The organism is Stenotrophomonas sp. P2112, assembly GCF_041897515.1.
Classification (GTDB): Bacteria; Pseudomonadota; Gammaproteobacteria; order Xanthomonadales; family Xanthomonadaceae; genus Stenotrophomonas; species Stenotrophomonas sepilia.
Map to the genome: position 1 here is coordinate 2,910,088 of NZ_CP169216.1, position 24,617 is coordinate 2,934,704.

The following is a 24,617-nucleotide window of genomic DNA, read 5'->3' on the forward strand; positions in this document are numbered from 1 at the left end:
GCAGTGCCCGAGCTGCCGGCCAGCGGCCGGCACTACCAGACAGTTGGATCAACCGCGCGCGGCCCACCACACGCGCAGCAACGTGCGCACCGGGGTGGCTTCGATTGGCTTGCCTGCGGCCTGCGCGGCAACGCGGGCGCGCGCCAGGCTCGACCACACGCGCCGCGGGCGCGGACCCGGCACGCGGCTGCCCCATCCTTTCAACAGGTACTGGGCCCAGCGCTGCGCGGCCGTGCTGGAATCCTCATCCAACAGGCTGCGCGGCACACCGGCCACGCCGGCGTCCTGCAGGCGCTGGGCCAGGGTCTGCAGCTGCACCGCACGACCGGCGCCGGTGCGCGGCTTGTCGGCAAACAAGGCCGCTTCCACTGCGGCCACGGCGTCGGCGTAATTGGCCAGCGCACGCTCGGCACCGGCTGCATCCAGCGCAACGGTACGCGCTTCAACGAGGTCCGGCAGTGCTTCGGCCAGTTGCACCCACGGCGCACGCACCGGCTCCAGCAGACGGCCCAGCGGATGGCGCGAACGATGCCCTGCCCAGCTGCGCAGCTCCTCGCCCCACCACGCCAGCTTGGCATCGGCGGGCAGCGGATCGCCGCTGGTGTTGAGCATGTCGTCGAACTCCTGCAGCAGCGCAAACCACGCCACTGCGAGCTCGCGTTGCGGTTCGGCCACGAACGGGGCGGCCACCGACCATTCCGGCCAACGGCTGCGCCACTTGTCGAGGAAACTGTCCAGCGCGGTACTGCTCACTACGGGATTCCTTACGGCTGGGCCGGGGCTGCCGGCCGGGTCGGCCAGAGACTGGCCAGTTGCAGAAGTTCAGCGTTCTCGACCAGCACGTCGGCCTGCCAGGCCAGCGGATCGTCGCTGTGCAGGCGGTAGCCCCACAGCGCCGCCACCGACGGCATCGCGGCAGCACGTGCAGCGATGATGTCGCGCTCGTCATCACCCACGTACACGCAGTCTTCGGCGGCCATGCCGATGGCCTGCGCAGCGTGCAGCAGTGGAAGCGGGTGCGGCTTGCGCTCGGCCAGGCTGTCACCGCCGACCAGCACCGCGCAGCGCTGCTGCCAACCATGCTGCGGCAGGATCAGGCGCGCCAGGTACTCCGGCTTGTTGGTGACGATGCCCCATACCGTACCGGCCTCATCCAGCGCGGCGAGCATGCCGGCCACGCCGTCGAACAGCACCGCGTACTGGCCGATCAGCGCTTCGTAGCGCTGCAGGAATTCCGGGATCAATGCATCGCGCGCAGCGGCATCCAGGTCCGGGAAAGCGGCCCCGACCATCGCGCGCGAGCCCTTGGAGACCACCGGCCGCAGCTGCGCCGGATCGACCGCTGCCCGGCCCCGCTCGGCCAGCATCGCATTGCAGGTGGCGACGAAGTCCGGCGCGCTGTCCAGCAACGTGCCATCCAGGTCGAACAGCACCGCACGCGGGAAGCGGGCGGAGGTCATGCCGGCTTGACCGCGTAGGCTAGGTAGTTGATGTCGGTGCGGCTGCTCAGGCGGGCATGGTTGCGCCACGGCTCGTAGGCCATGCCGCTGACATCCACCAGCTGCAGGTCGGCCTCGCGCAGCCAGCGCGCCAGCTCGGCCGGCTTGATGAATTCCTGGTAGTGGTGGGTGCCCCTGGGCAGCAGCCGCGCCACGTACTCGGCGCCGACAATCGCCACCGCGAAGGCGGCCGCGGTGCGGTTGATGGTCGACAGGAACAGGTGGCCGCCCGGCTTCAGCAGGCGCTTGCAGGCGTCGATGATCGCGCCCGGGTCTGGCACGTGCTCGAGCATTTCCATGCAGGTGACCACATCGAAACTGCCCGGTTGCTCGGCGGCCAGATCCTCGGCGGCCTGCACGCGGTAGTCGACCTTGGCGCCGCTTTCCAGCGCATGCAGGCGCGCGACCTTCACCAGTTCCGGGGCCAGGTCGATGGCGGTGACGTCGGCGCCGGCCTGCGCCAGTGCTTCGCTCAGCAGCCCGCCACCGCAGCCGATGTCGAGCACGCGCGCGCCACGCAACGGCACGCGGTCGGCGACGTACTTCAGGCGTACCGGGTTCAGCGCATGCAGCGGCTTCTGCGGGCCGTCAGCATCCCACCAGCGGTTGGCCAGCGCGGCGAACTTGTCCAGCTCGGCCTGATCGAAATTGGAAGAAGCGTGGGGGGCAGTCATGAGGGGTCCTTGCGGCGCCGGGGGTCAGGCGCGGATATGACGGATACGCTCGCGCCACTGGCGCGCGTTGGCGATGATGCCCGGCAGGTCCATGCCGACCAGCTCGCGCTGCAACAGCTTCGGCTTGCCGGCGATCCAGACGTCGCTGACCTGCTGGCGGCCGGTGGCATACACCAGCTGCGACAGCACGTTGTGCAGCGGCTGGGTTTCCAGCGCCGACAGGTCGACACAGACCAGGTCGGCCTGCTTGCCGACTTCGATCGAACCGATGCGGTCAGCAAAGCCCAGCGCACGGGCACCGCCCAGCGTCGCTGCGCGCAGCGTGGTGGCCGCGTCCAGCGCGGTGGCATCATCGGCCACGGCCTTGGCCAGGATCGCTGCGGTACGGTTCTCGCTGAACATGTCCAGATCGTTGTTGCTGGCGCAGCCATCGGTGCCGATCGCCAGGTTCACACCGGCGCGCTGCAGGGCGCAGGCCGGGCAGAAGCCGGAGGCCAGCTTCAGGTTCGATTCGGGGCAATGCACGACGCTGACGCCGCGTTCGGCGCACAGGTGGATTTCCGCATCGGTCAGCTGGGTCATGTGCACCGCGATCAGGCGGTCGTTGACCAGGCCAAGGCGATCCAGCCGCGCCAGCGGGCGCTGGCCGTGCAGCTTGATCGAATCGTTGATCTCCTGCGCGGTCTCGTGGGTGTGCAGGTGCACCTGCATGTCGAGCTGGTCGGACAGCATACGCACCCGCTCGAAGTTGGCATCGTTGACCGTGTACGGCGCATGCGGCGCGAACGCGGTCCCGATCAGCGGATCGGTGCGCCACTGGTCGTGCAGTTCACCAGCCTTGGCGAAGTATTCGTCATCGGTCCTGGCCCAGGCGGTGGGGAAATCGATGATGACCGCGCCGACCAGCGCGCGGAAACCGTGCTTCTTGTAGACCGCGGCCTGCACGTCGCCGAAGAAGTAGTTCTCGTTTGCGCAGGTGGTGCCGCCGCGCAGCATCTCGGCGATGGCCAGGGTGGTGCCGTCGGCCACGAATTCCGGCCCGATCACGGCCGCTTCCACCGGCCAGATGTGCTGCTGCAGCCAGGTCATCAGCGGCAGGTCGTCGGCGACGCCGCGCAGCAGTGTCATCGGGTTGTGCGTGTGCGCGTTGACCAGGCCCGGCATCAGCGCCGACTCGGGGCGGCTGACCACCTGCGCGGCACGGAAGCGTGCGCGCGCCTCGGCACGCGGCAGGATGGCCACGATCTCGCTGCCACGCACGGCAACGGCATGGTCTTCCAGCACCACCGCATGCGGCTCGATCGGAACGACATGACCAGCTTCGATGAGCAGGTCGCAGGCTTCGGGGAGGTGCGGGCTATCGCTCATGCGGGCTCACTGGCTGGGGGGCGGCGAGATACTTCTGGGGACACGCCCCTGGGTCAGGGGCTGCCGCGAAGCGGCGGGGTCTGGAGACCCGTGAAGCGGGGCCCATGATCTGCCGAAGCAGATCATGGGAGCGCCAGCGCGAATGCGCTGGCGCGTGTCCGAGCACGGCTCGGCTCTACAGCAAGGTCGGCCTGCGGCCGGAACCTTATTTGACGCGTGCGGAGTATTCGCCCGAACGGGTGTCGACACGGATCACTTCGTCCTGGTTGACGAACAGCGGCACGCGGACCACGGCACCGGTTTCCAGGGTGGCCGGCTTGCCGCCGCCGCCCGAGGTGTCGCCACGGACGCCCGGATCGGTTTCGGTGATCTTCAGTTCGACGAAGTTCGGCGGCTGAACGAAGATCGGCTCGCCGTTCCACAGGGTGACCACGCAGGACTCTTCGCCCTTCAGCCACTTCTCGGCGCCGCCCATGCCGGCCTTGGTGGCCTGGACCTGTTCGAAGGACTCCGGGTCCATGAAGTGCCAGTACTCGCCGTCGCTGTACATGAAGTTCATGTCGGTATCGACGACGTCGGCTGCATCCAGCGAGTCGGTCGACTTCATGGTCACTTCCTGGGTACGGCCGTCCTTGATCAGGCGGTACTTCACGCGGGTGAAGGCCTGGCCCTTGCCCGGCTTGACGTATTCGGTGTCGATGATGACGGCCGGTTGGTTGTTGACCAGGATCTTCATCCCGTTCTTGACGTCGTTCATGCCGTAGCTGGCCATGCGTAAACTCCTGAGTGGCAGAAACGCCGCGGGTGCGGCGAGCCGTTAGAATGGAAAGCCCACCGGATGCCGGTGGGCGACTGTTTTTCTGCCCCCATGATAACCGCAGGCCCCCTCTCCATGCAGCTTTCCGCCTTCCCCCGGCCCCAGTCGCCAGGCGCGCCCGCGCGCTGGCAGCAGCTCTGGCGCCAGGCGCTGCGCGACCCGCACGCCCTGCTGGCCCGGCTGCAGCTGGACCCGGCGGCGCTGGGTGTCTCGGAGGCGGCCATGGACCAGTTCGCATTGCGCGTGCCCGAGGGCTTCGTGGCCCGCATGCGCGTGGGCGATGCGGCCGACCCGCTGCTGCGCCAGGTGCTGCCGATCGACGAGGAAATGCGCCCGGCGCCCGGGTTCAGCTTCGACGCGGTGGGCGATGGTGCCGCCAAGAAGGCTACCGGGGTGATCCAGAAGTACCGTGGCCGTGCCCTGCTGGTCGCCACCGGCAGCTGCGCGATCAACTGCCGCTACTGCTTCCGCCGCCACTTCGACTATGCCGCGGAAAACGCTGCCAAGGGCGGCTGGCAGGAGGCCGTAGCCGCCATCGCGGCCGACCCGGACATCGATGAGGTGATCCTGTCCGGCGGTGACCCGTTGTCACTGGCCACGCACAAGCTGGTCGAGCTGACCGACGCCCTGCGCGCGATTCCGCATATCCGCCGCCTGCGCATCCATACCCGGCTGCCGATCGTGCTGCCGGAACGCGTGGACGATGAACTGGTGTGCTGGCTGGGCAGCCTGCCATGGCCGCTGGCGATCGTGGTCCACGCCAATCACGCCAATGAATTCGACGCCAGCGTGGACGCGGCGATGGCCCGCCTGCGCGGCGTCGGCGCCCAGCTGCTGAACCAGGCGGTACTGCTGCGCGGGGTCAACGACAGCGTGCAGGCCCTGCAGGACCTGAGCGAGCGCAGCTTCGCCGCTGGCGTGCTGCCCTACTACCTGCACCAGCTGGACCGGGTCGAAGGCGTGGCCCACTTCGAAGTGGATGATGCCCAGGCCAAGGCGCTGATTGCCGGCCTGACCGCACGCCTGTCCGGCTATCTGATTCCGAAACTGGTGCGCGAACTGCCCGGCGACCCGAGCAAGCGCCCGGTGTAGGAGCACTGCCGGGGTCAGATCCCTTTTCCGACGGAAAAGGGATCTGACCCCAGCACAACGTCAGTCGGTCAGAGGCCCGATTCGATCATCCGCACCACTTCGGTGGCGGTCACCGGGTGGCTCAGCCAGTAGCCCTGGCCAAGATCGCAGCCGCGCTGCACCAGCAGTTCGAACTGCGCCTGCTGCTCGATGCCCTCGGCCACCACGGTAATGCCCAGTGCGTGGGCCATGGCGATGATCGCCGTGGTCAGCGCCAGATCGTCGGGATCGCGCTGCATGTCGGCCACGAAGCTCTTGTCGATCTTCACGCCGTCCACCGGTACCTGGCGAAGATGGCTGAGACCGGAGAAGCCGGTGCCGAAATCGTCCAGCCAGACCTTCACGCCGGTGCGGTGCAGCTTGTCCAGCAGCTGCGCGGCAACCATTTCGTCGCCGATCACCGCGGTTTCGGTCAACTCCAGGTGCAGGCGCGACGCCGGCAGCCCGGACTCGTGCAGGCACTGCGCGACCAATGCCGGCAGTTCACCGCCGCGCAGCTGCCGCGGCGACACATTCACCGACACGAACAGATCATCGCCGCCCGCCCCGCGTGGCCACTGCGAGGCTTCCATGCAGGCCGCACGCAGCACCTTCGGGCCGATGAGCTCGATCAGCCCGCTCTGCTCGGCCACTTCGATGAACACCGACGGCGGAATCGTGCCCAAGGTCGGATGCTGCCAGCGCAGCAGCACTTCCACGCCGACCATGCGGCGATCGCGCATGCGGAAGATCGGCTGGTAGGCCAGGCGCAGCTCGCCGCGCTCCCAGGCCCCGCGCAGCTCCTGCTCCATGTGCACGCGGCGCTCGACCGCGTGGTCCATCGCACGGCTGTAATAGCGGTAGCAGTTCTTGCCGGCCATCTTGGCCTGGTACATGGCGATGTCGCCGTTCTTCAGCAGCGTGGTCGCATCGGCGGCATCATCCGGGAACAGGGTCACGCCGATCGAAGTGCCCAGGAACAGTTCCCGGCCCTGCACCACCAGCGGCTTGCCCAGCTCGCGCACCAGCACTTCGGCCAGCAGCCGTGCGTTGGCCGCCACGTCGCCATCACCGACCAGGATCACGAACTCGTCGCCGCCAAAGCGGGCCAGCAGGGCTTCATCGCCACCGGCCTCGGTAACCGCACTGCCGATGCGCTGCGCGAACTGCAACAGCGCTTCGTCACCGGCCTCATGGCCCAGGGTGTCGTTGACGCGCTTGAAATCGTCGATATCGGCAAACAGCAGGCCCAGCCGATGATTGGATGCGCGCGCGGCCATCAGGCGATGGTCCAGCGCCTCCCTGAATGCCAACCGGTTGGTCAGCCCGGTCAGTGCATCGGTATAGGCCATGCGCCGCACCTCGCGGTCATGGCGGGCGATGGCATCGCGCATGCGGGCGAAGCCGCGCACCAGCTCGCCGACTTCGTCGTCGCGGGTGTTCTCGGCCAGCGGCGCCTGGTAGTCGCCAGCCTCGATGCGGCGCGCCGCAGCGGCCAGGTCCCGGATCGGCGCCACCAGGGTGCGCTGCACGTACAGGATCACCACCACGCCGATCACCACCAGCAGGCCCAGCATCAGCAGCAGCCAGCCCAGGTGGCGGCTGCCGACCTGCTGCAGGCGCTCGCCGAGCGTGGCATTGGCGGCCTGTTCGCGCTGCTGCACCTCGTCCAGCGCCATGCCGACGCGGACGCCGCCGATGCGCTGGTTGCCGACCATGATCGGCATGGTGTTGTCGAGTACCTTGGGCGATTCCTGCACCACCAGCGCCTGCGCCACCGCGGCCTTGGGGGCCAGCGGGTCGGTCATCGGCTGGCCGAAGCCGGACACCTCGATCGAGCCGTCATGCACCAGCCGGCCACGTTCGTCGAACACCAGCACATAGCGCACCACCGGCTGCCGTGCGGTGCTGCGCACCAGCGCACCGACCTGGTCCAGGTCGCGGTAGTACAGCGGGTTGGCCAGCGCGTCGGACAGCTCGCGCGCCATCGCTTCGCCGCGGCTGCGCACGCTGCGGTCGAACAGTTCATGGATGACGCCACCACTGAGGTTGCGCACCTCGCCCTGCATCGCCGCCTGCCGCCCCAGCAACACCGCCAGGATCGCCACCACCACGACCATCGCCCCGCCCATCGCGAGCAGGAACCGGGCCTGCATTCCCGAGCCGAGCCACTTCATTCCACTTCCATCCGCACGCGCGTCAATCCTTGTTTCAATTCATCCAGCCGCTGCTGCGCATGCGCATCGACGCGGTGGAAACCGGAAGTGCCGAAAAACCGATGCAGCGCCCCCTGTGCCTGCGGGTCGCTGGCCGCCTGCAGCAGGACGTCCTGCAGCCGGTCACGTACCCGCGGGTCAAGGTCGGCGCGAACCATTTCCACCGCCCGTGGGTAGGGTTCGGTGCGCAGCAGTTCGCGGAAGTCGCGCCGGAATGCCGTCGGCATCCGTCGCTCGTCATTCCAGTCCACGCTGCTCACCGCCCCCACTTCGACCATGCCCTTGTGCACGAACGTGGCGATGTTCAACTCGCTACGTGCGAACACGTACCCCACGCTGTCCCGGCCCGGCACGTCCCACACACCGGCCAGGATCTGCGGCGCCAGCCCCTCCTGCAGCAGCGTCATCACCGGCACCAGGTAGGCACTGGTGGACGCCGTGTTCTGCAGCGCCAGGCGATGCCCGCGCAGGTCCTGGATCCGCTGGATCGGACTGTCGCGACGCACGAAGAACACGGTCTGGTACTCACGCACGCCATTGCGCTCGGTCAGCAGCAGCGGCCGCGCGCCACTGCGCTGGCCCAGTGCCACCGCCGTACCCGACGTTTCCGTGACCCAGTCGACCTGCCCCCGCCGCAGATAGCTGGCCATCTGCTGCGGGTCGCGTGCCATCAGGATCCGACCTTCGGTGATGCCGACGTCGTGCATGCGTGCCACCACATAGTCCAGCAACGGTTGCAGCTGCTCGTAATGGGCCTTGGGATCATCGCTGATCCGGCCCAGCACCAGCACCCGGTCCGCTGCTGCATGTACCGTCCCGGCCAGCAGGATAATGACCAGGCTCAGCAGTCCCCTCTGCACTGCCCTTCGCAGACCCGACACAGGCTTCATCCCCCCTGGGTATCCGGACAGACTACCCGAAAAAATGAGAACGTCGTCAGCCGTCCTTGTTGCCCGCCTGTGCCAGCCGCGCCATCCGCTGGGTGTCGGCAAGGATGCCGCGCAACAGGCGCACTTCCTGCTCGCTCGGCTCGCTGCGCAGGAACAGCCGGCGCAGCTTGCGCATCGCCGATTCCGGCGCGCGGCCCTTGTGGAAATCGATCTCGTCCAGGGTGTCGCCAAGCTGGGCGAAGAAGCTCTCCATCTGCTCATGGCTTGCTGCCTGTTCGCGGAAACCGGGCTCGGCGTCCGCGGCCGGCTGCGCGCCCAGCAGCTGCATGCGTGTCTCATAGGCCAGCACCTGCACGGCGGCAGCCAGGTTGAGCGAGCTGAACGCCGGATCGGACGGGATGTGCACCGCCGCGTGGCAGAGCTGCAGTTCTTCGTTGGTCAGGCCAGTGCGCTCACGGCCGAACACCAGCGCCACCTCGGCGCCCTCGCCCGCCTTGGCCACCGCACGAGCGGCGGCATCGGCCGGCAGGTACTCCTCCAGCTGCACGCGGCGGGCACGCGCGGTGCAGCCCAGCACCAGGCGGCAATCGGCCACGGCCTCGGCCAGGGTGGCGACCACCGGGGCGTCCCCCAGCACATCTTCGGCACCGGCAGAGCGGCGGAAGGCCTCCTCGTCCAGCGGTTTCTCGGGGGCGACCAGTACCAGGCGGGCCAGGCCCATGGTCTTCAGGGCACGGGCGGCGGCGCCCATGTTGCCGGGGTGCTGGGTACCGACCAGGACGAATCGGAGGCGGGTGGCGGCGGGAAACTGGGACATGAACAGGGAAAAGGTCGAGCTGGACGATGACCAATGGTAAACTGTGCGGCCGGCCACTGCGCCGGACCCGCTCTTTTCCCCCGCCAGTCCATCTCTTCTGCCTTTCCGGGAGCCCACGCCATGCAGAAACCCGCCGTCACCGTCATGGTCAAGGCCGCCCGCCTCGCCGGCAACGTCCTGTTGCGCAACATCAACAAGCTCGAGGCACTGAACGTGGTGCAGAAGGGCCGGATGGACTACGCCAGCGAAGTGGATGCGGACGCGGAAAAGGTCATCGTCAAGGAACTAAAGCGCGCTTATCCGGACTACGGCATCTTCGGTGAAGAAGGTGGCGTGCAGGGCGAGCGCCGCCAGATGTGGGTCATCGACCCGCTGGACGGCACCAGCAACTACCTGCGTGGCGTGCCGCACTACTGCGTGTCGATCGCGCTGGTCGAGAACGGCGAGCCGACCGACGCGGTCATCTTCGACCCGCTGCGCAATGAACTGTTCACCGCCAGCCGGGGTGCCGGCGCCGTGCTGAACGACCGCCGCATCCGCGTGGCCGACCGCAAGGATCTGGAAGGCACGATGATCCACACCGGTTTCGCCCCGCGCGAGCGCAGCCGCGCCAGCGCCCAGCTGAAGGCGGTCGACGCCCTGCTGGTGCACGGCGAGGACATCCGCCGCACCGGTTCGGCGGCACTGGACCTGGCCTACGTGGCCTGCGGCCGTGCCGACGCCTACTTCGAAGCCGGCGTGAAGGCGTGGGACATCGCTGCCGGCCTGCTGCTGGTGCGCGAGGCGGGCGGCAAGGTCTGTGACTTCAAGGGCGCGACCCTGGGCCGCATGGACAACCGTGGCCCGGAGACCCACCAGATCGTGGCCGGCAACCTGAAGGTGGCCGAGTCACTGCAGAAGGTACTGGTCAACACCGGTTACGCGGCGGAGTTTGACGCGAAGTTCTGAGATTCCGTGTAAAGCGGTTCATGGAGACGGCGCCTGCGAGGGTGCCGTTTTCGTTTGCGCGCACGGAGATTCGTTTCCGCGACCGCGGAGGGGTGTCACTTTCTTTGCTCGTGCAAAGAAAGTGACCAAAGAAACACGCCGCCAGGGCGCGAGCCGATGCTGCGCATCGGTGCCCTGCGCTCCTCGGCCCGTCGAGGGACGGTGCGGGAACTCGCTGCGCTCAGACACCCGCACCTCTTCGCCCTCGCCGGACCTGCGGTGCTCAGCTCGCTCAAGGCGGACCCAAGGTCAAATGCCACAGCGGCACCCGGTTGATCCATGCTACGCGTGGATGCTGTTGCTCTTGATCTTGACCTTCCAGTCCGCCTTGAGCGAGCCGAGCATCGCAGGGGAATCAGGGGCGAAGAGGCGCCGGTGTTTGAGCGCAGCGAGTTCGGCGCCGTCCCCTGATTCGCCGAGAAGCGCAGGGCACCGGCGTGCGCAGCACGTCGGCTCGCGGCCGGCGGAGCGTTTCTTTGGTTACTTTCTTTGCGCGCAAAGAAAGTGACACCTCTCCGCGGTCGCGGAAATGATCCCGGCGCCACCAATGCATCGGCGCGCAAACAAAAACGCCCGGCGCGCGGCCAGGCGTTCCTGCACTACCGCGGAAGCACGGAGGCTTACGCCACCGTCGACGCCCGCAGCGCGGCGATGCGCTCTTCCAGCGGCGGGTGGCTCATGAACAGCTTCTTCGCCGTCGAACCGGAAATGCCGAAGGCGGCAATCTGGGTCGGCAACGTGCTCTGGCCGTGGTTGAGCTGCAGGCGCTCCAGCGCAGCGATCATCTTCTGGCGACCGGCCAGCGAGGCACCGCCGGCGTCGGCGCGGAACTCGCGGTGGCGTGAGAACCACATCGAGATCATCGTGGCGAACAGGCCGAACACCATCTCCAGCACGAACACGATGATGTAGTAAGCGAAGCCACGGCCGCCGCCTTCGCGGTTGCCCGACAGCGCGCTGTCGATGATGCCGCCGACCACGCGGGCCAGCACGATCACGAAGGTGTTCAGCACGCCCTGCAGCAGCGCCATGGTGATCATGTCACCATTGGCGACGTGGGCGATCTCGTGGCCCAGCACCGCTTCAGCCTCGTCCTCGCTCATGTTGTGCAGCAGGCCGGTGGACACCGCCACCAGCGCGTTGTTGCGGTTGGCGCCGGTGGCGAAGGCATTGATCTCCGGGCCGTCATAGACCGCCACTTCCGGCATGCCGATGCCGGCGGCCTTGGCCTGGCGCTCGACCGTGGCCAGCAGCCAGCGCTCGGTCTGGTTGCGCGGCTCAGTGATCACCACCGCACCGGTGGAGCGCTTGGCCATCCACTTGGACAGCAGCAGCGAGATGAAGGAGCCACCGAAACCGAAGATGCCGGCCATCACCAGCAGGCCGCTCATCGAACGCGCGTCCACGCCCAGGATCGACATGACGATGCCGGCCAGGATCAGGACCGCGAGGTTGGTCGCCAGGAACAGGGCAATACGGGTGAACATGGGAAAATCCGGCTCGGAAGGGGTCGATATCTGTCAATTTGCGGTGCGCTCAGCTTGAATTCAAGCGCCAACCTGACCGACGATTCAGCCTGCATGACCGCCATTGTTCCCTGCGGCCGCTTCGCGCCCTCGCCGACCGGCCTGCTCCACCCCGGATCCCTGCTTGCCGCCTTCGGCAGCTGGCTGCTGGCCCGCCACCACGGCGGCCTGTGGCGGCTGCGCATCGAAGACGTTGACCCGCCGCGTACCGTACCCGGCGCCGCACAGTCACAGCTGCAGGCACTGGCTGCGTTCGGCCTGGTCCACGACGGCCCGGTCCTGTGGCAGAGCCCTCGAGGCGAGGCCTACCAGGCCGCGCTGGACGTGTTGCTGGCCAGCGACCAGGCGTTCATCTGCCACTGCAGCCGCAGCGAACTGGCTGCCAGCGGCGGCATCCACCACCGCTGCGTTGCGCGGCAGCCGCGACCGGATCCTGCCGTCCGCTTCCGCGTACCGCCCGGCAACCTGGTCCGCTTCGACGATGGCCTGCGTGGCCCGCAGCAGCAGGACGTGCATGCCGAAGTCGGCGACTTCGTGCTGCGCCGTGCCGACGGCTGCTGGGCCTACCAGCTCGCGGTGGTGGTCGATGACGCCGCGCAGGGGGTGACCGAAGTGGTGCGCGGCGCCGATCTGCTCGATTCCACCGCGCGGCAGATCCTGCTGCAGCAGGCGCTGGGCCTGGCCGTGCCGCGCTACTGGCACCTGCCGCTGCTGCTAGACGCCCCCGGCCACAAGCTGTCCAAGTCGCTGGCGTCGCTGCCGGTGGACAGTACACGGCCGGTGCCGGTACTGCGCGCGCTCTGGCAGCTGCTGGGCCAGGCCCCTGCCGCACTGGACGGCGCCGATGACCGGGATGCGCTGCTGCACACTGCGCAACGGGCATTCGACCCGGCTCGACTGCCGCGGACCGACATCCTGTTGCCGGCCGGCGCACTTTCCGCGCCGATGTTGCAGAATCCCCCTTCCCCCACCTGATTCCCGGACAGCATTCCATGACATCTCGCGTCGCACTGGTCACCGGCGGAACCGGCGGCATCGGTACCGCCATCTGCCAACGCCTGGCCGACCAGGGCCACCGGGTCGCCACCAATTACCGCGACGAGGACAAGGCCCGCGCATGGCAGCAGGCGATGACCGAGCGCGGCTACAGCGTGTCGATCTTCCCGGGCGATGTCTCCGATCCAGGCAGCGCCGAGGCGCTGGTGCGTGCGGTCGAGGCCGAGCTGGGCCCGGTCGAGATCCTGGTCAACAATGCCGGCATCACCCGCGACACGACGTTCCACCGCATGCGCGCGGACCAGTGGCACGATGTGATCAACACCAACCTCAATTCGGTGTTCAACGTCACCCGTCCGGTGATCGAAGGCATGCGGCGCCGCGGCTGGGGCCGGGTCATCCAGATCAGCTCGATCAACGGCCTGAAGGGCCAGTACGGCCAGGCCAACTACGCCGCGGCCAAGGCCGGCATGCATGGCTTCACCATTTCGCTGGCCCGCGAGAACGCCGGCTTCGGCATCACCGTGAACACCATTTCGCCCGGCTACGTCGCCACTGACATGGTGATGGCGGTTCCGGACGACGTGCGCGCCAAGATCATCGCCGACATCCCCACCGGGCGCCTCGGCAAGCCGGAGGAAATCGCCTATGGCGTGTCCTTCCTGGTGGCCGAGGAAGCCTCGTGGATCACCGGCAGCAACCTGGACATCAACGGCGGCCACCACATGGGCTGGTAAGCCGCGCAGGGGCCGCTGCGGCATGCGCTGACGGCCCCTGCCGATGGTCATGCTGCGCAGCACGCAAACCCTTGCTGCGCAACATGATCGCCCCTGAAAGCCAAGCCTGGCGGGGGCTGGGGCGGTTGCAACCGCTGCTGCACTGCGCCATGCTGCGCGTCTACTGTGACGAGTACCGCTTCATGGCTGCGACCCGCATCATCAAGAAGTATCCGAACCGCCGTCTCTACGACACCGAGATCTCCAGCTACATCACCATCGAGGACGTGCGCCAGCTGATCCTGGACGGTGAAGACTTCGAAGTCCGCGACGCCAAGAGCGGCGACGACCTCACCCGTTCGGTCCTGCTGCAGATCATCGCCGACCAGGAACAGGACGGCGAACCGATGCTGTCGACCCAGCTGCTGAGCCAGCTGATCCGCTTCTACGGCGATTCCCTGCAGGGCTTCATGGGCAACTACCTGGAGCGCAGCATGCAGGTCTTCCTCGACCAGCAGCAGCAGTTCCGCCAGCAGATGGGCAACCTGCTGGGCCAGACCCCGTGGGCGATGATGAACCAGCTGACCGAGCGCAACCTGGAGCTGTGGCAGGAATTCCAGCGCAGCATGGGCAGCGGCTTCGGTGGCCCGCGCCCGGGCGGCACCGGAACGGGAACCGGCAACAAGCCCGGCGAACCCGGCACCGGTACCGGCACCGGTGGCAAGACCCGCCGCTGAGCTGCAGCAACGGCTGATACGAAAACGGCGCGCCCCTGGCGCGCCGTCTTGTTTGGCATCGCTCCAGCGGTGCGTCAGCGTTTGGCCTTGCACCCCGTGCACACGCGCTCGACCTTGTAGCCCTTCGCCCTCAGCTTCTCGACCACGCCATCACTGCCCAGCAGATGCAGCGTGCCGACCACCACCAGCGTACCGCCCTGCCCGGCCTGCAGGTACGGCTGCAGCTTCGGCACCCAGGCATCGTTGCGACCGGTGTTGATGCGCTGGTACAGCTGCGGATACTGCTGGCGCATCTCTGCCGCCATCTTGGTCCACAGCAGGCGCTCGTCGCCGCGACGCCATGCATCATGCAGCAGCCGCGCCTGCTCATCGGCCTTGCCGGCCTGGTCCAGTGCTTCGGCCAGCATCTGCCGCTGCTCCTGCACCGTCATCCCGTCCAGCATGCCGATCTGGGTATCGATATCTTCCAGTCCCGCGGTCTTCCGGCCGGTCTTCTGCGCGCGTTCCATGAAGTGGCGGTCCAGGCCCAGCGCCGGGTCCAGGCCCAGCTTCTGCATCTGCCCGATCGAAATGCTCAGGCCGACGAACCAGGGCTTCATGCCCTGCATCTGCGCCAGCGGCAACTGGTTCTGGGCAGCAAAAGCCTGCAGCTTCTGCCAGGTGGCCGCATCCAGATCACGCTTCAGCTCGCTGCCATCGGTGCGGGTCGCAGCCTGCACCATGCGGCTGGCCAGCTGGGGCGATTGCATGTCTTCCGGCGACAGTTCGAACACCACCCGCTGCGAGGCTTCGAACGCCTGCTCGACATCGGGCGACAGTGGGTAGTCCTGTGGCTTCAGCAGATGGAACGATCCCAGCAGGTACACGCGTGCATCGCCCGGGCCGGTGACTTTCCACAACAGGGGTACCGGCGGCTTGGCCGCGGTTGCGGCCGCGGCCGCGGCCGCGGCAGGGCTGGCCTGGCCATCGCGGGCCGTGGCCAGTGGCGCCACTGCGCAGGCCGCCAGCAACAGCGCGGTACGGAACAGGTGTTTGATCGGCATGGTCAGCCTTCTCCTTCAGGCAGGTGGTAGGCCTTCTCGCCCGCTTCCACGCGCAGGTCCAACCGGTTTTCCGGCGGCGCCAGCGGACAGGTCGCGTAGGCGGTGAACGCGCACGGTGGGTTGTAGGCATGGTTGAAATCGATGCGCACCGTGCCGTCTGCAGCGGGGGCATCGGTATCCAGATAGCGCCCGGCGGGATAGCTGCCGCGGCCGCTGGTGCGGTCGGCAAAGATCAGGAACAGTGGCTGCCCGGGCGCACCGATGGCCTCCAGGCGCCAGCTGCGGCCATCACGTTCGAACTCCACCGCACCGGCATTGGGCATCTCGGTGGTCAAGCCAGTGATGTCGACGATCGGCAAGGTCTTCCCCGGCGGATGCGCGATGAAGCGCGCCTGCACCTGCCAGTCCGCGCCGCCCGGCCAGTACCGCAGGCCGGCGAAATCACGCCGCGCCGGTGCCTCGGCATGCTTGACCCGCAGCGCGTCCCGTGGCCCCCGGCGGATGATGCTGAGCTGGCCCTTGCCGCCATCGAAGGCCAGCAGCGTCGGCTGCGTGTCCTTGTCGGTGTCGACGCGGATGCGGCCACGCACCGGCTGGCCGTCGTGGCTGACATCGACACCGGCTTCAGGCGTGAACCACCACTGCGTCCCGTCGCGACGCAGGAGTCCCAGCCTGTCCGGGCCGACCGACAGGCGGATGCCGTTGGTGGCGCCGCTGCCAACGAAATGGGATTTGTTCTGCAGCCAGTGCAGGCCGACCAGGGCCGTCCAGCCATCGGGCCGGGTCAGGTCCTGGTAGCGCGCTACACGCCATTGCTGCTGCGCGGCCGCGTAGGCCGGATCTTCAGCGACCGTCGGCGCCGGCGGAGTTGCCGGGCTGCAGGCGGCCAACACCACGGCGGCCAGCAGGCCCGCCACTCCCCGATAACGCATCGATGCTCCCCTCAACGTCCGCGCAGGAACCAGCGGTCGATCTCCGCCAGCGAAAAACGGGCCCAGGTCGGTCGGCCGTGGTTGCACTGGCCGGACCGTTCGGTGATTTCCATGTCGCGCAGCAGCGCGTTCATTTCCGGCACGGTCAGGCGCCGGTTGGCACGCACCGCGCCATGGCAGGCCATGGTCGACAGCAGCTCGTCGCGTGCACTGGCCACGCGGCGGCTCTGGCCGTGCTCGCGCAGGTCGGTCAGCACGTCGCGCAGCAGTCCTTCCGGTTCGGCATGCGCCAGCAGTGCCGGAATGCTGCGCACGTGCAGCGACCCGGGGCCGGCCCGGGTCACCTCGAAGCCGAGCGCCGCCAGTGTGTCGGCTTCGCTTTCGGCGGTGTCGGCCTCGCGCTCGCCCACCGCCAGCGTGATCGGCACCAGCAACGGCTGCGACTGCAGGCCGATGCCATCGTGCGCATTCTTCAGGCGCTCGTAGCCGATGCGTTCGTGGGCCGCATGCATGTCGACCACGATCAGGCCTTCAGCGTTCTCGGCCAGGATGTAGATGCCATGCAGCTGCGCGATCGCGTAGCCCAGCGGCGGTACACCCGCGTCGGCACTGGTTACCGGCAACCCGTTCTCGCTCGGCATCGGCGGCAACGCCGCTGCGCGCTCGGCACCGGCCGGCGTGGCATACAGCGCGGCGTAGGCGGCCGGTGCATCGGCCACCTGCAGGCCCAGCGGCTGCTGCGGACGCCAGCCTGAAAATCCGCCACCACCACCTCCCGAGCCGGGCGCAGCCCCACGCACCAGCCCGAACCCCGACGCGCCGGCGCTCGATGCCGTCGGGACGGCGGCGGCGTCCGCCGGATGTGCGGGGCCGGCACCGATCTCCTGCGCCGACATGCCGGCACGGGTATCGGCCAGCGCATCCTTCAACGTGCGATAGACGAAATCGTGGACCAGCCGCGAATCGCGGAAGCGCACCTCGTGCTTGGCCGGATGCACGTTGACGTCGACACGGGTCGGATCCAGTTCGAGGAACAGCACATAGGCCGGCTGGCGGCCGTGATACAGCACGTCGCCGTAGGCCATCTTCACTGCGTGGGCGACGCTGCGGTCACGCACTGAGCGACCGTTGACGTACAGGTACTGCTGGTCGGCGCTCGCGCGCGAATAATGCGGCTGCGCAATCCAGCCATGCAGGCGCAGGCCGGCGCCGCTGTGGTCCACGCGCACGGCCTGGTTGGCGAAATCCTCGCCCAGCGTTTCGGCAAGGCGTGCATCGGAATACAGATCGCCTGGCTTGTAGCGCCGCGAGGCCTTGCCGTTGTGCGACACGCGCAGCTCGACATCCGGCCGTGCCAGCGCCAGCGAACGCAGCCACTCTTCGATATGGCCCAGTTCGGTACGCTCGGCGCGCAGGAACTTGCGCCGCGCCGGCACGTTGTAGAACAACTCACGCACTTCCACCGTGGTGCCCGGCGCATGCGCGCGCGGGGTCACCTCGCCGATCTTGCCGCCTTCGATCTGCAGTGCCGAACCGTGCTCGTCGTGCGCGCGCCGCGAGCACAGGGTAAAGCGGCTGACCGATGCGATCGACGGCAGCGCTTCTCCACGGAAACCGAGCGTGGCCACCGATTCGAGATCGTCAAGATCGGCGATCTTGCTGGTGGCATGGCGCGACACCGCCAGGGGCAACTGCTCGGGCGCGATGCCACTGCCGTTGTCGCGGATGCGGATCAGGCGCACGCCGCCCTCTTCAAGATCGATATCAACGCGGCTGGCGCCGGCGTCGATCGCGTTCTCGACCAGCTCCTTGACCACCGACGCGGGTCGTTCGACCACTTCGCCCGCGGCAATCTGGTTGATCAGGATCTCCGGCAACGGCCGGATCGGGCGCGGATGGGTAGCAGACGTCATGCGGGGATGATAACGGAGGCTGCGCATGTAGAGTCGACTGTCAGTCGACTGCTCTTCGCCGGCCACCGAAACCCCCATACTGCGCGCGCAGTCGACTGACAGTCGACTCTACGGAAAGCAGTAATCCGCCTTCGGCGGCTTACTTGCTGCCGCCTGCCATCGTGGCTGCGGCGTCGATCTCAGCCTGCGCGCGGGCGGCATACAACGTGCCCGGCGGCGGTTGGCGGCTGAAGAAGGTGTGCACGCCATCCAGCACGGCGCCCGCCACCTTGCGCTGGTATGCCGGGTCCGTCAGGCGGCGCTCTTCATCCGGATTGGAAATGAATGCCGTTTCCACCAGCATCGCCGGCATGTCCGACGTGCGCAGCACCGCGAAGTTGGCGCGCTCGATGTTCGGCTTGTGGTTGTTGCCGATCCGCTTCAGACCGCCCAGCACGTGGCCGGCCGCATCTTCGGACGCCTTCATGTAGCCGCTCTGGGCCAGGTCCAGCAGCACGTTGGCCAGGGTGCCTTCGGTCTGCTGCAGGCGCACCCCACCGACCAGGTCGGCCGCGTTTTCCTTGTCCGCCAGCCAGCGGGCGCGCTGCGAAGAGGCACCCTTGGTCGACAGAACGTACACCGACGAACCCGTGGCCGAACGGTTTTCAGCCGCATCGGCGTGGATCGAGATGAAAATGTCCGCCTTGTTCGCACGCGCCTTCTGCGCGCGCATCGGCAGCGGAATGAACACGTCGCTGTCGCGCGTCAGGTAGGCCTTCAGGCCCGGCGTGGCATTGACCTGGCGGGCCAGCTCACGCGCCACCGCCAGGGTGACATCCTTCTCGCGCTTGCCGGTCGGGCCGATCGCGCCCGGGTCCTGGCCACCATGACCGGGATCGATCGCCACCACCAGGTGGCGCATGCCGGGCTGCATGCGGATGCGCGATGCATCGCTGGGCATCGCCGGACGCGGCGGCTCGGCCGGCGTCGGCGCGGGTGTGGGGGCCGTTGCCGGCGGCGTGGTCACCACCGCAGCAGTGCGCTGGCCGGCAAGGATTGCAGCCGGCGAGGATGAAGGCGTGCTGCTGGCCGCGACGCCTGCCGCAGCAACCTGGGCTGGCGCGCTGGTCGGTGCGGGGGTCGGCGTGGCGGGTGCGGCGGCGCTGGCGCTGGCCTGCTGCTGCACCTGTGCGGTCAGCAGGGCGGTGGCCCGCGCAGCATCGGTGCGCGACTGCGCGTTCTCGGCCGGCGCGGGCGCGACTGAGCCCCCCACAGCGGCCGCCTGCGACTGCACCGCCGGCGGCGTCGCCGGGCGGCTGGTGGCCACGGCAGGGCCATCACCCGGCCATTCGATCACCAGCTTGGATTCATTGCCCTCGCGCTGCATCTGCGGACGGAACGGCGCCACCGATTCGGCAAGGTCGAAGACGACACGGAAAGTGCCCGGGACCGGCTGTCCGGTACGCACCGCCGTGACCACGCCCTGCGCGGCCGGCATCTTCAGGTTGCGTACGGCGCTGGAGTCGGGGAAATCGACCACCAGGCGGTTCGGGCCGGCCAGCGACAGGGTCTTGTAGCCGCCACTGCCGACCAGCGAGATCTCGGCACGGGTGCCGGTCGCGCCGGTGTTCAGCAGGACCTGGCGGACTTCACCCGCCCACGCACTGACGCTCGCCAGACCCAGTCCGACGGCGGCACAGATGGCGATGAGACGGTTCCCCGGGCGCATGGCTCAGGATTCAATCACCGCGCTGAACGGAATGCAACACCTTTTTCCTTAATAATCCGTAACCTGCCGGTGTTTGTTCTCGTCAGCCGACAGAAATGGCCTGCAAGTCGCCCCCTTGAGGCAGCCGTTTCAGCCATTCATGCCCAACGTCGCTGCTCGCGGTGAGACTGGCGCGTCGCCCCTGTCCTTCGATCTCCAGTGCTACCACCAGGTCGGTCGGCGGCAGCGCGCCGGCGCCCCGTTCCGGCCATTCGACCAGCCACAAGACCGCGCTGCCCTCGTCCAGGCCGAGGAAATCCAGCTCACCGGCCTGGCCGATGCGATACAGGTCCAGGTGCCACGCCTCACCGCCACTGGCCAGCGGATAGCGCTCGACCAGGGTGTAGGTGGGACTGCGGATCGCGCCCTGCACGCCCAGCGCCCGCAGCAGCGCGCGGGCCGTGGTGGACTTGCCGGCGCCCAGGTCGCCGCGCAGTTCGATCAGCGCCTGCGGCGGCCGGGTGGTCGCCAGCCACTGCCCGAGCAGTTCGGTGGCGTCGCTGTCGGCAAGGAAGAAATCGGTCATGGGAAGCGTTCCGGGTTGGCCAGTCGCCGCAACGGCGCCAGCAGATCAGTAGGAAGCAGGCCGCGTGCGCCGTCAGCGGCAGCCGCGTCGCCGGCCAGCGCATGCAGCAACGCGCCCGCCGCGCCGGCATCGAAGGCGGACAGGCCCTGCGCGCGCAGGCCGGCGATGATGCCGGTGAGCAGGTCGCCCATGCCCCCCACGGCCATGCCGGGATTGCCGGCGGCGATCAACCGGGGCGTTTGCCCGGGCGCCGCCACGATGCTGCCGGCGCCCTTCAACACCACCACCGCGTGGAAACGCTCGGCGAGCGTCTGCGCACAGGCGTAGCGATCGGCCTGGATGTCGCTGGTGCTGCAGCCGAGCAGGCGTGCGGCCTCGCCCGGGTGCGGTGTGAGGACGGCGCCAGGCAAGGCACGCGGATCCTGCGCCAGCAGGTTCAGCGCGTCAGCATCGACCACCAGTGGTTTGGCGCTGGCCAGCACCCGCGCAAACAGTGCGCGCGCCCATTCGTCCTGGCCCAGACCGGGCCCGATCGCCACCACCTTTGCCCTGTCAAGCAATGCCGGCAGCGCCTCGCCGTCTTCCAGCGCGTGGGTCATCGCCTCGGGCAGGCGAGCCAGCAGTGGAGCGACGTGGTCGCGGCGGGTACCCAGGCTCAACAGCCCCGCCCCTGCGCGCAAGGCGGCCTCGGCTGCCATGGCGATGGCACCGCCGCTGCCATGGTTGCCGCCGACGCACAGCACGTGGCCGGATTCACCCTTGTGGGTATTTGCGCGGCGCGGCGGCAACAGGGCCGGCAACCGTGCCTGCGCCCAGTACTCCACGGCAGGCGACACGCTTTGCCATGCGGCAGCGGGCAACTGCAGGGGTGCCAGGGCCTTGTGCCCGCAATGATCCAGCGCGTCGCCGGTGTACAGCCCGCGATGGGCCACGATGAACTGCAGGGTCAGCGCCGCGCGCACTGCCGCGCCAGGTATCGCACCGCGGTCGGCATCGACGCCACTGGGCACATCCACGGCCAGCACAGGTGCCGCCTGCGCATTGATCGCAACGATCAGCGCCTGCGCCGCACCCTCCGGCGCGCGATCGAAGCCCAGCCCGAACAGGGCATCGACCCAGAGGTCGGCCTCGGGCAGCGAGCCGTCGAACTCGGTGATGGCGCCGCCGTCGGACCTGAACTCCGATGTTGCACGCTGCGCCAGCGCGGTCGATGGCGCCCTGCCCGGCAGGGCGATCACCCTCACCTCGCGTCCGGCCTGCAACGCGTGGCGAGCCAGCACAAGGCCGTCGCCGCCATTGTTGCCCGCACCGACCACCACGCCGATGCGCTGCACCTGCGGCCAATGCTGCAGCAGGCACTGCCAGGCGGCCTGGCCGGCCTGCGCCATCAGTCCCCAGCCAGCATCCCCCGCCAGGGTGGACGCCTGGGCATCAAGCGCACGCGCGGCAGCGGAATCGAACAGATCGGCGAGGTTGGCCATGCAGGGATTTTATACTGGTGCGCATGTCCCTCGCCCCCACCCCCGTCGATCCGGCCCAGGCCGTGCAGCGCATCCGCGAACTGGCCCGCGCGCATGGCTTCCAGCGCTGCGGCATCGCCGGTATCGAGCTGGGCGAGGATGAGGCGCACCTGGCGGACTGGCTGGGTCAGGGCCTGTACGGCACGATGGACTGGATGGCGCGCCACGGCACCCTGCGCGCACGACCGGCCGAGCTGTTGCCCGGCACTGTGCGCGTGATCTCGGTGGGCATGGACTACAGCCACAAGGATGACACCGAAGCCTGGGCGACGCTGGCCGACCCGGGCCGCGCCTATGTGGCGCGCTATGCGCTGGGCCGCGACTACCACAAGCTGATGCGCAACCGCCTGCAGAAGCTGGCCACGCAGATCAACGACGAAGTCGCGCCACTGGGCTACCGCGTGTTCGTCGATTCCGCCCCCGTCCTGGAGCGCGCACTGGCCCGCAACGCCGGGCTCGGCTGGATCGGCAAGCACACCTGCCTGATCGACCGCCATGGCGGTTCCTGGTTCTTCATCGGCGAGATCTACATCGACATCCCGCTGCCGATCGATACGCCGGCCACGGCGCACTGCGGCACCTGCACGCGCTGCATCGATGTCTGCCCGACCCAGGCCATCACCGGGCCGCAGCGGCTGGACGCGCGGCGCTGCATTTCCTACCTGACCATCGAACACGACGGCGCCATTCCCGAACAGATGCGCCCGCTGATCGGCAACCGCATCTATGGCTGCGACGACTGCCAGCTGGTCTGCCCCTGGAACAAGTTCGCCAAGCGCACCGACGAAGCCGATTTCCGCGCGCGCAACAACCTCGATACCGCGCGCCTGGACCAGCTGTTCACCTGGGACGAAGCCGAGTTCCTGCGCCGCACCGAAGGCAGCCCGATCAGGCGCAGCGGCCATGAGCGCTGGCTACGCAACATCGCCGTGGCGCTGGGCAATGCGCCGTCCTCGGCCGAAGCGCTGGCTGCCCTGCAGACCCGCATCGACGATCCTTCGCCGCTGGTGCGTGAACACGTGCAGTGGGCACTGGGCCAGCATACGGCGCGCTGACGTGCGATCCTGAGCCCCCGTTCCGCCCGCAGCACGCCGTTTCCATGCAGCCACGCAACAACGACATCCTCACCCCCAGCCAGCTCAACACCCTGGCCCGCGACCTGCTGGAAGGCAGCTTCCCGGCGATCTGGGTCGAGGCCGAACTGGGCAGCGTGGCGCGTCCTGCCTCCGGACACCTCTACTTCACCCTGAAGGACGCGCGCGCGCAGCTGCGTGCGGCGATGTTCCGGATGAAGGCGCAGTACCTGAAGTTCGTGCCGCGCGAAGGCATGCGCGTGCTGGTGCGCGGCAAGGTGACCCTGTACGACGCCCGTGGCGAGTACCAGATGGTGCTGGACCACATGGAGGAAGCCGGCGAAGGCGCGCTGCGCCGCGCCTTCGAGGAGCTGAAGGCACGGCTGGAGGCCGAAGGCCTGTTCAACCCGGCACGCAAGCGGCCGCTGCCGGCGCACGTGCGACGCCTGGCCGTGATCACCTCGCCCACCGGCGCTGCCGTGCGCGATGTGCTGAGCGTGCTCGGCCGGCGCTTCCCGCTGCTGGAAGTTGACCTGCTGCCGACCCTGGTACAGGGCAGCAGTGCCGCCGCGCAGATCACCCGGCTGCTGCAGGCCGCCGATGCCAGCGGCCGCTACGACGTGATCCTGCTGACCCGCGGTGGTGGTTCGCTGGAAGACCTGTGGGCCTTCAATGATGAAGCCCTGGCCCGTGCGATCGCCGCCAGCCGCACCCCGGTGGTGTCTGCGGTTGGCCACGAAACCGACTTCAGCCTGAGCGACTTCGCCGCCGACCTGCGTGCACCGACGCCATCGGTGGCGGCTGAGCTGCTGGTACCGGACCAGCGCGAACTGGCCCTGCGCGTGCGCCGCACGGCCGTTCGCATGCTGCAGCTGCACCGGCATGCGATGCAACAGGCGATGCAGCGCGCCGACCGCGCCCTGTTGCGCCTGAACGCGCAGAGCCCGCAGGCACGACTGGATCTGCTGCGTCGACGCCAGCTCGATCTGGGACGACGCCTGCATGCCGCGTTCAACCAGCAGCAGGAGCGCCGTGCTGCGCGGCTTCGCCATGCAGCGGCGGTCCTGCGCGGGCACCATCCACAGCGCCAGCTTGACACGATGCAGCGCCGCTTGGCCGCCCTGCGCGGACGACCGCAGGCAGCGATGCAGCGTCTGCTGGAGCGCGATGCGCTGCGGCTGCGCGGGCTGGCGCGTTCACTGGAAGCAGTCAGCCCGCTGGCCACCGTAGCCCGCGGCTACAGCATCCTGACCCGCAGCGACGATGGTGCGCTGGTGCGGCGCATCGACCAGGTGCAACCTGGTGACGCCCTGCAGGCCCGCGTTGGTGACGGCGTGATCGACGTACAGGTCAAGTAGAGGGGGGTTCGGCAGGGCTGCGCCCTGCACCCGCAGAGGCTTCAAGCAACGGCCGAAGCAACAGCAAAAGCTGGCATTCCGCGGGTTGGCGGGGCGGTGCCAGAGTGCGGGGACGCCGTAAACCCGTCCATGGGGGCTTGGCAGCCGCATCC

The 24,617-nt window shown here is 68.4% G+C and carries 22 protein-coding genes; 7 read left to right on the forward strand and 15 right to left on the reverse strand.

Features of this window, described 5'->3' with window-relative positions:
* Nucleotides 1-48: 48 nt before the first annotated feature.
* The 5 genes from ACEPA4_RS13540 to efp all read right to left on the reverse strand — a co-directional run bounded on the left by ACEPA4_RS13540 (nt 49) and on the right by efp (nt 4,313).
* A complete protein-coding gene (locus ACEPA4_RS13540) occupies nt 49-753 on the reverse strand; it encodes a squalene/phytoene synthase family protein (RefSeq protein ID WP_065196619.1) in 705 nt (234 codons plus the stop codon).
* 11 nt (nt 754-764) lie between these two features.
* The gene (locus ACEPA4_RS13545) at nt 765-1,460 is read right to left on the reverse strand and encodes a phosphoglycolate phosphatase (protein ID WP_005417733.1); all 696 of its coding nucleotides are present in this window, start codon (nt 1,458-1,460) and stop codon (nt 765-767) included.
* Entirely contained in the window at nt 1,457-2,173 is a 717-nt protein-coding gene (gene ubiG / locus ACEPA4_RS13550) for a bifunctional 2-polyprenyl-6-hydroxyphenol methylase/3-demethylubiquinol 3-O-methyltransferase UbiG (protein ID WP_049412667.1), read from the reverse strand. Before ubiG ends, ACEPA4_RS13545 begins: the two co-directional genes overlap by 4 nt.
* A gap of 24 nt (nt 2,174-2,197) precedes the next feature.
* Nucleotides 2,198-3,541: a TRZ/ATZ family hydrolase gene (locus ACEPA4_RS13555; RefSeq protein WP_065196618.1), complete on the reverse strand. Its 1,344-nt coding sequence runs from the start codon at nt 3,539-3,541 to the stop codon at nt 2,198-2,200.
* 205 nt (nt 3,542-3,746) lie between these two features.
* Nucleotides 3,747-4,313: an elongation factor P gene (efp, locus tag ACEPA4_RS13560; RefSeq protein ID WP_005410381.1), complete on the reverse strand. Its 567-nt coding sequence runs from the start codon at nt 4,311-4,313 to the stop codon at nt 3,747-3,749.
* A gap of 96 nt (nt 4,314-4,409) precedes the next feature.
* Between efp and epmB the strand changes: the two genes are divergently transcribed.
* Nucleotides 4,410-5,450, forward strand: coding sequence for an EF-P beta-lysylation protein EpmB (gene epmB, locus ACEPA4_RS13565; protein ID WP_138952095.1), 1,041 nt, complete (start codon nt 4,410-4,412; stop codon nt 5,448-5,450).
* Between the two features lie 68 nt (nt 5,451-5,518).
* Here epmB and ACEPA4_RS13570 read toward each other — a convergent pair whose 3' ends face one another.
* From ACEPA4_RS13570 to ACEPA4_RS13580, 3 genes are read right to left on the reverse strand one after another with little or no spacing between them, the layout of a single operon-like run.
* Nucleotides 5,519-7,645, reverse strand: a complete 2,127-nt coding sequence (locus ACEPA4_RS13570) for a bifunctional diguanylate cyclase/phosphodiesterase (RefSeq protein ID WP_005417742.1) — start codon at nt 7,643-7,645, stop codon at nt 5,519-5,521.
* Nucleotides 7,642-8,574 (reverse strand): phosphate/phosphite/phosphonate ABC transporter substrate-binding protein, encoded by a 933-nt coding sequence (locus ACEPA4_RS13575; protein WP_262090813.1) that lies wholly within the window; start codon nt 8,572-8,574, stop codon nt 7,642-7,644. Before ACEPA4_RS13575 ends, ACEPA4_RS13570 begins: the two co-directional genes overlap by 4 nt.
* 46 nt (nt 8,575-8,620) lie before the next feature.
* Nucleotides 8,621-9,391 carry an RNA methyltransferase gene (locus ACEPA4_RS13580; RefSeq protein ID WP_065178241.1) on the reverse strand — a complete coding sequence of 257 codons (771 nt, stop codon included), beginning with the start codon at nt 9,389-9,391 and terminating at the stop codon, nt 8,621-8,623.
* A gap of 120 nt (nt 9,392-9,511) precedes the next feature.
* Between ACEPA4_RS13580 and ACEPA4_RS13585 the strand changes: the two genes are divergently transcribed.
* The gene (locus tag ACEPA4_RS13585) at nt 9,512-10,339 is read left to right on the forward strand and encodes an inositol monophosphatase family protein (RefSeq protein WP_005417749.1); all 828 of its coding nucleotides are present in this window, start codon (nt 9,512-9,514) and stop codon (nt 10,337-10,339) included.
* 659 nt (nt 10,340-10,998) lie between these two features.
* On the opposite strand, the gene htpX is transcribed toward ACEPA4_RS13585, so the two are convergent.
* The gene (gene htpX, locus ACEPA4_RS13590; RefSeq protein ID WP_049415827.1) at nt 10,999-11,865 is read right to left on the reverse strand and encodes a protease HtpX; all 867 of its coding nucleotides are present in this window, start codon (nt 11,863-11,865) and stop codon (nt 10,999-11,001) included.
* A gap of 93 nt (nt 11,866-11,958) precedes the next feature.
* Between htpX and gluQRS the strand changes: the two genes are divergently transcribed.
* The 3 genes from gluQRS to phaR all read left to right on the forward strand — a co-directional run bounded on the left by gluQRS (nt 11,959) and on the right by phaR (nt 14,353).
* The gene (gene gluQRS / locus ACEPA4_RS13595; protein ID WP_262090814.1) at nt 11,959-12,879 is read left to right on the forward strand and encodes a tRNA glutamyl-Q(34) synthetase GluQRS; all 921 of its coding nucleotides are present in this window, start codon (nt 11,959-11,961) and stop codon (nt 12,877-12,879) included.
* Nucleotides 12,880-12,896: 17 nt separating this feature from the next.
* Nucleotides 12,897-13,637 carry an acetoacetyl-CoA reductase gene (gene phbB, locus ACEPA4_RS13600; protein WP_262090815.1) on the forward strand — a complete coding sequence of 247 codons (741 nt, stop codon included), beginning with the start codon at nt 12,897-12,899 and terminating at the stop codon, nt 13,635-13,637.
* Nucleotides 13,638-13,819: 182 nt separating this feature from the next.
* Nucleotides 13,820-14,353 (forward strand): polyhydroxyalkanoate synthesis repressor PhaR, encoded by a 534-nt coding sequence (gene phaR, locus ACEPA4_RS13605; protein ID WP_005417756.1) that lies wholly within the window; start codon nt 13,820-13,822, stop codon nt 14,351-14,353.
* Between the two features lie 74 nt (nt 14,354-14,427).
* On the opposite strand, the gene ACEPA4_RS13610 is transcribed toward phaR, so the two are convergent.
* From ACEPA4_RS13610 to ACEPA4_RS13635, 6 genes are all read right to left on the reverse strand, one after another.
* A complete protein-coding gene (locus ACEPA4_RS13610) occupies nt 14,428-15,396 on the reverse strand; it encodes a TraB/GumN family protein (RefSeq protein WP_065178238.1) in 969 nt (322 codons plus the stop codon).
* Between the two features lie 2 nt (nt 15,397-15,398).
* Nucleotides 15,399-16,328 carry a DUF1684 domain-containing protein gene (locus ACEPA4_RS13615; RefSeq protein ID WP_262090817.1) on the reverse strand — a complete coding sequence of 310 codons (930 nt, stop codon included), beginning with the start codon at nt 16,326-16,328 and terminating at the stop codon, nt 15,399-15,401.
* 11 nt (nt 16,329-16,339) lie between these two features.
* Nucleotides 16,340-18,241, reverse strand: a complete 1,902-nt coding sequence (gene mutL / locus ACEPA4_RS13620; protein ID WP_061478061.1) for a DNA mismatch repair endonuclease MutL — start codon at nt 18,239-18,241, stop codon at nt 16,340-16,342.
* A gap of 139 nt (nt 18,242-18,380) precedes the next feature.
* Nucleotides 18,381-19,949, reverse strand: a complete 1,569-nt coding sequence (locus ACEPA4_RS13625; RefSeq protein ID WP_053500617.1) for an N-acetylmuramoyl-L-alanine amidase — start codon at nt 19,947-19,949, stop codon at nt 18,381-18,383.
* An 82-nt stretch (nt 19,950-20,031) separates the two neighbouring features.
* Nucleotides 20,032-20,514 (reverse strand): tRNA (adenosine(37)-N6)-threonylcarbamoyltransferase complex ATPase subunit type 1 TsaE, encoded by a 483-nt coding sequence (gene tsaE / locus ACEPA4_RS13630; RefSeq protein ID WP_053500618.1) that lies wholly within the window; start codon nt 20,512-20,514, stop codon nt 20,032-20,034.
* Nucleotides 20,511-21,995, reverse strand: a complete 1,485-nt coding sequence (locus ACEPA4_RS13635) for a bifunctional ADP-dependent NAD(P)H-hydrate dehydratase/NAD(P)H-hydrate epimerase (protein ID WP_065186030.1) — start codon at nt 21,993-21,995, stop codon at nt 20,511-20,513. The genes tsaE and ACEPA4_RS13635 overlap by 4 nt, the downstream gene beginning before the upstream one ends.
* 23 nt (nt 21,996-22,018) lie before the next feature.
* Here ACEPA4_RS13635 and queG point away from each other — a divergent pair, with 23 nt between their 5' ends.
* Both queG and xseA read left to right on the forward strand, forming a co-directional pair.
* The gene (gene queG, locus ACEPA4_RS13640) at nt 22,019-23,089 is read left to right on the forward strand and encodes a tRNA epoxyqueuosine(34) reductase QueG (protein ID WP_005417785.1); all 1,071 of its coding nucleotides are present in this window, start codon (nt 22,019-22,021) and stop codon (nt 23,087-23,089) included.
* A 44-nt stretch (nt 23,090-23,133) separates the two neighbouring features.
* Nucleotides 23,134-24,465, forward strand: a complete 1,332-nt coding sequence (gene xseA / locus ACEPA4_RS13645; protein ID WP_065186029.1) for an exodeoxyribonuclease VII large subunit — start codon at nt 23,134-23,136, stop codon at nt 24,463-24,465.
* Nucleotides 24,466-24,617 lie beyond the last annotated feature (152 nt).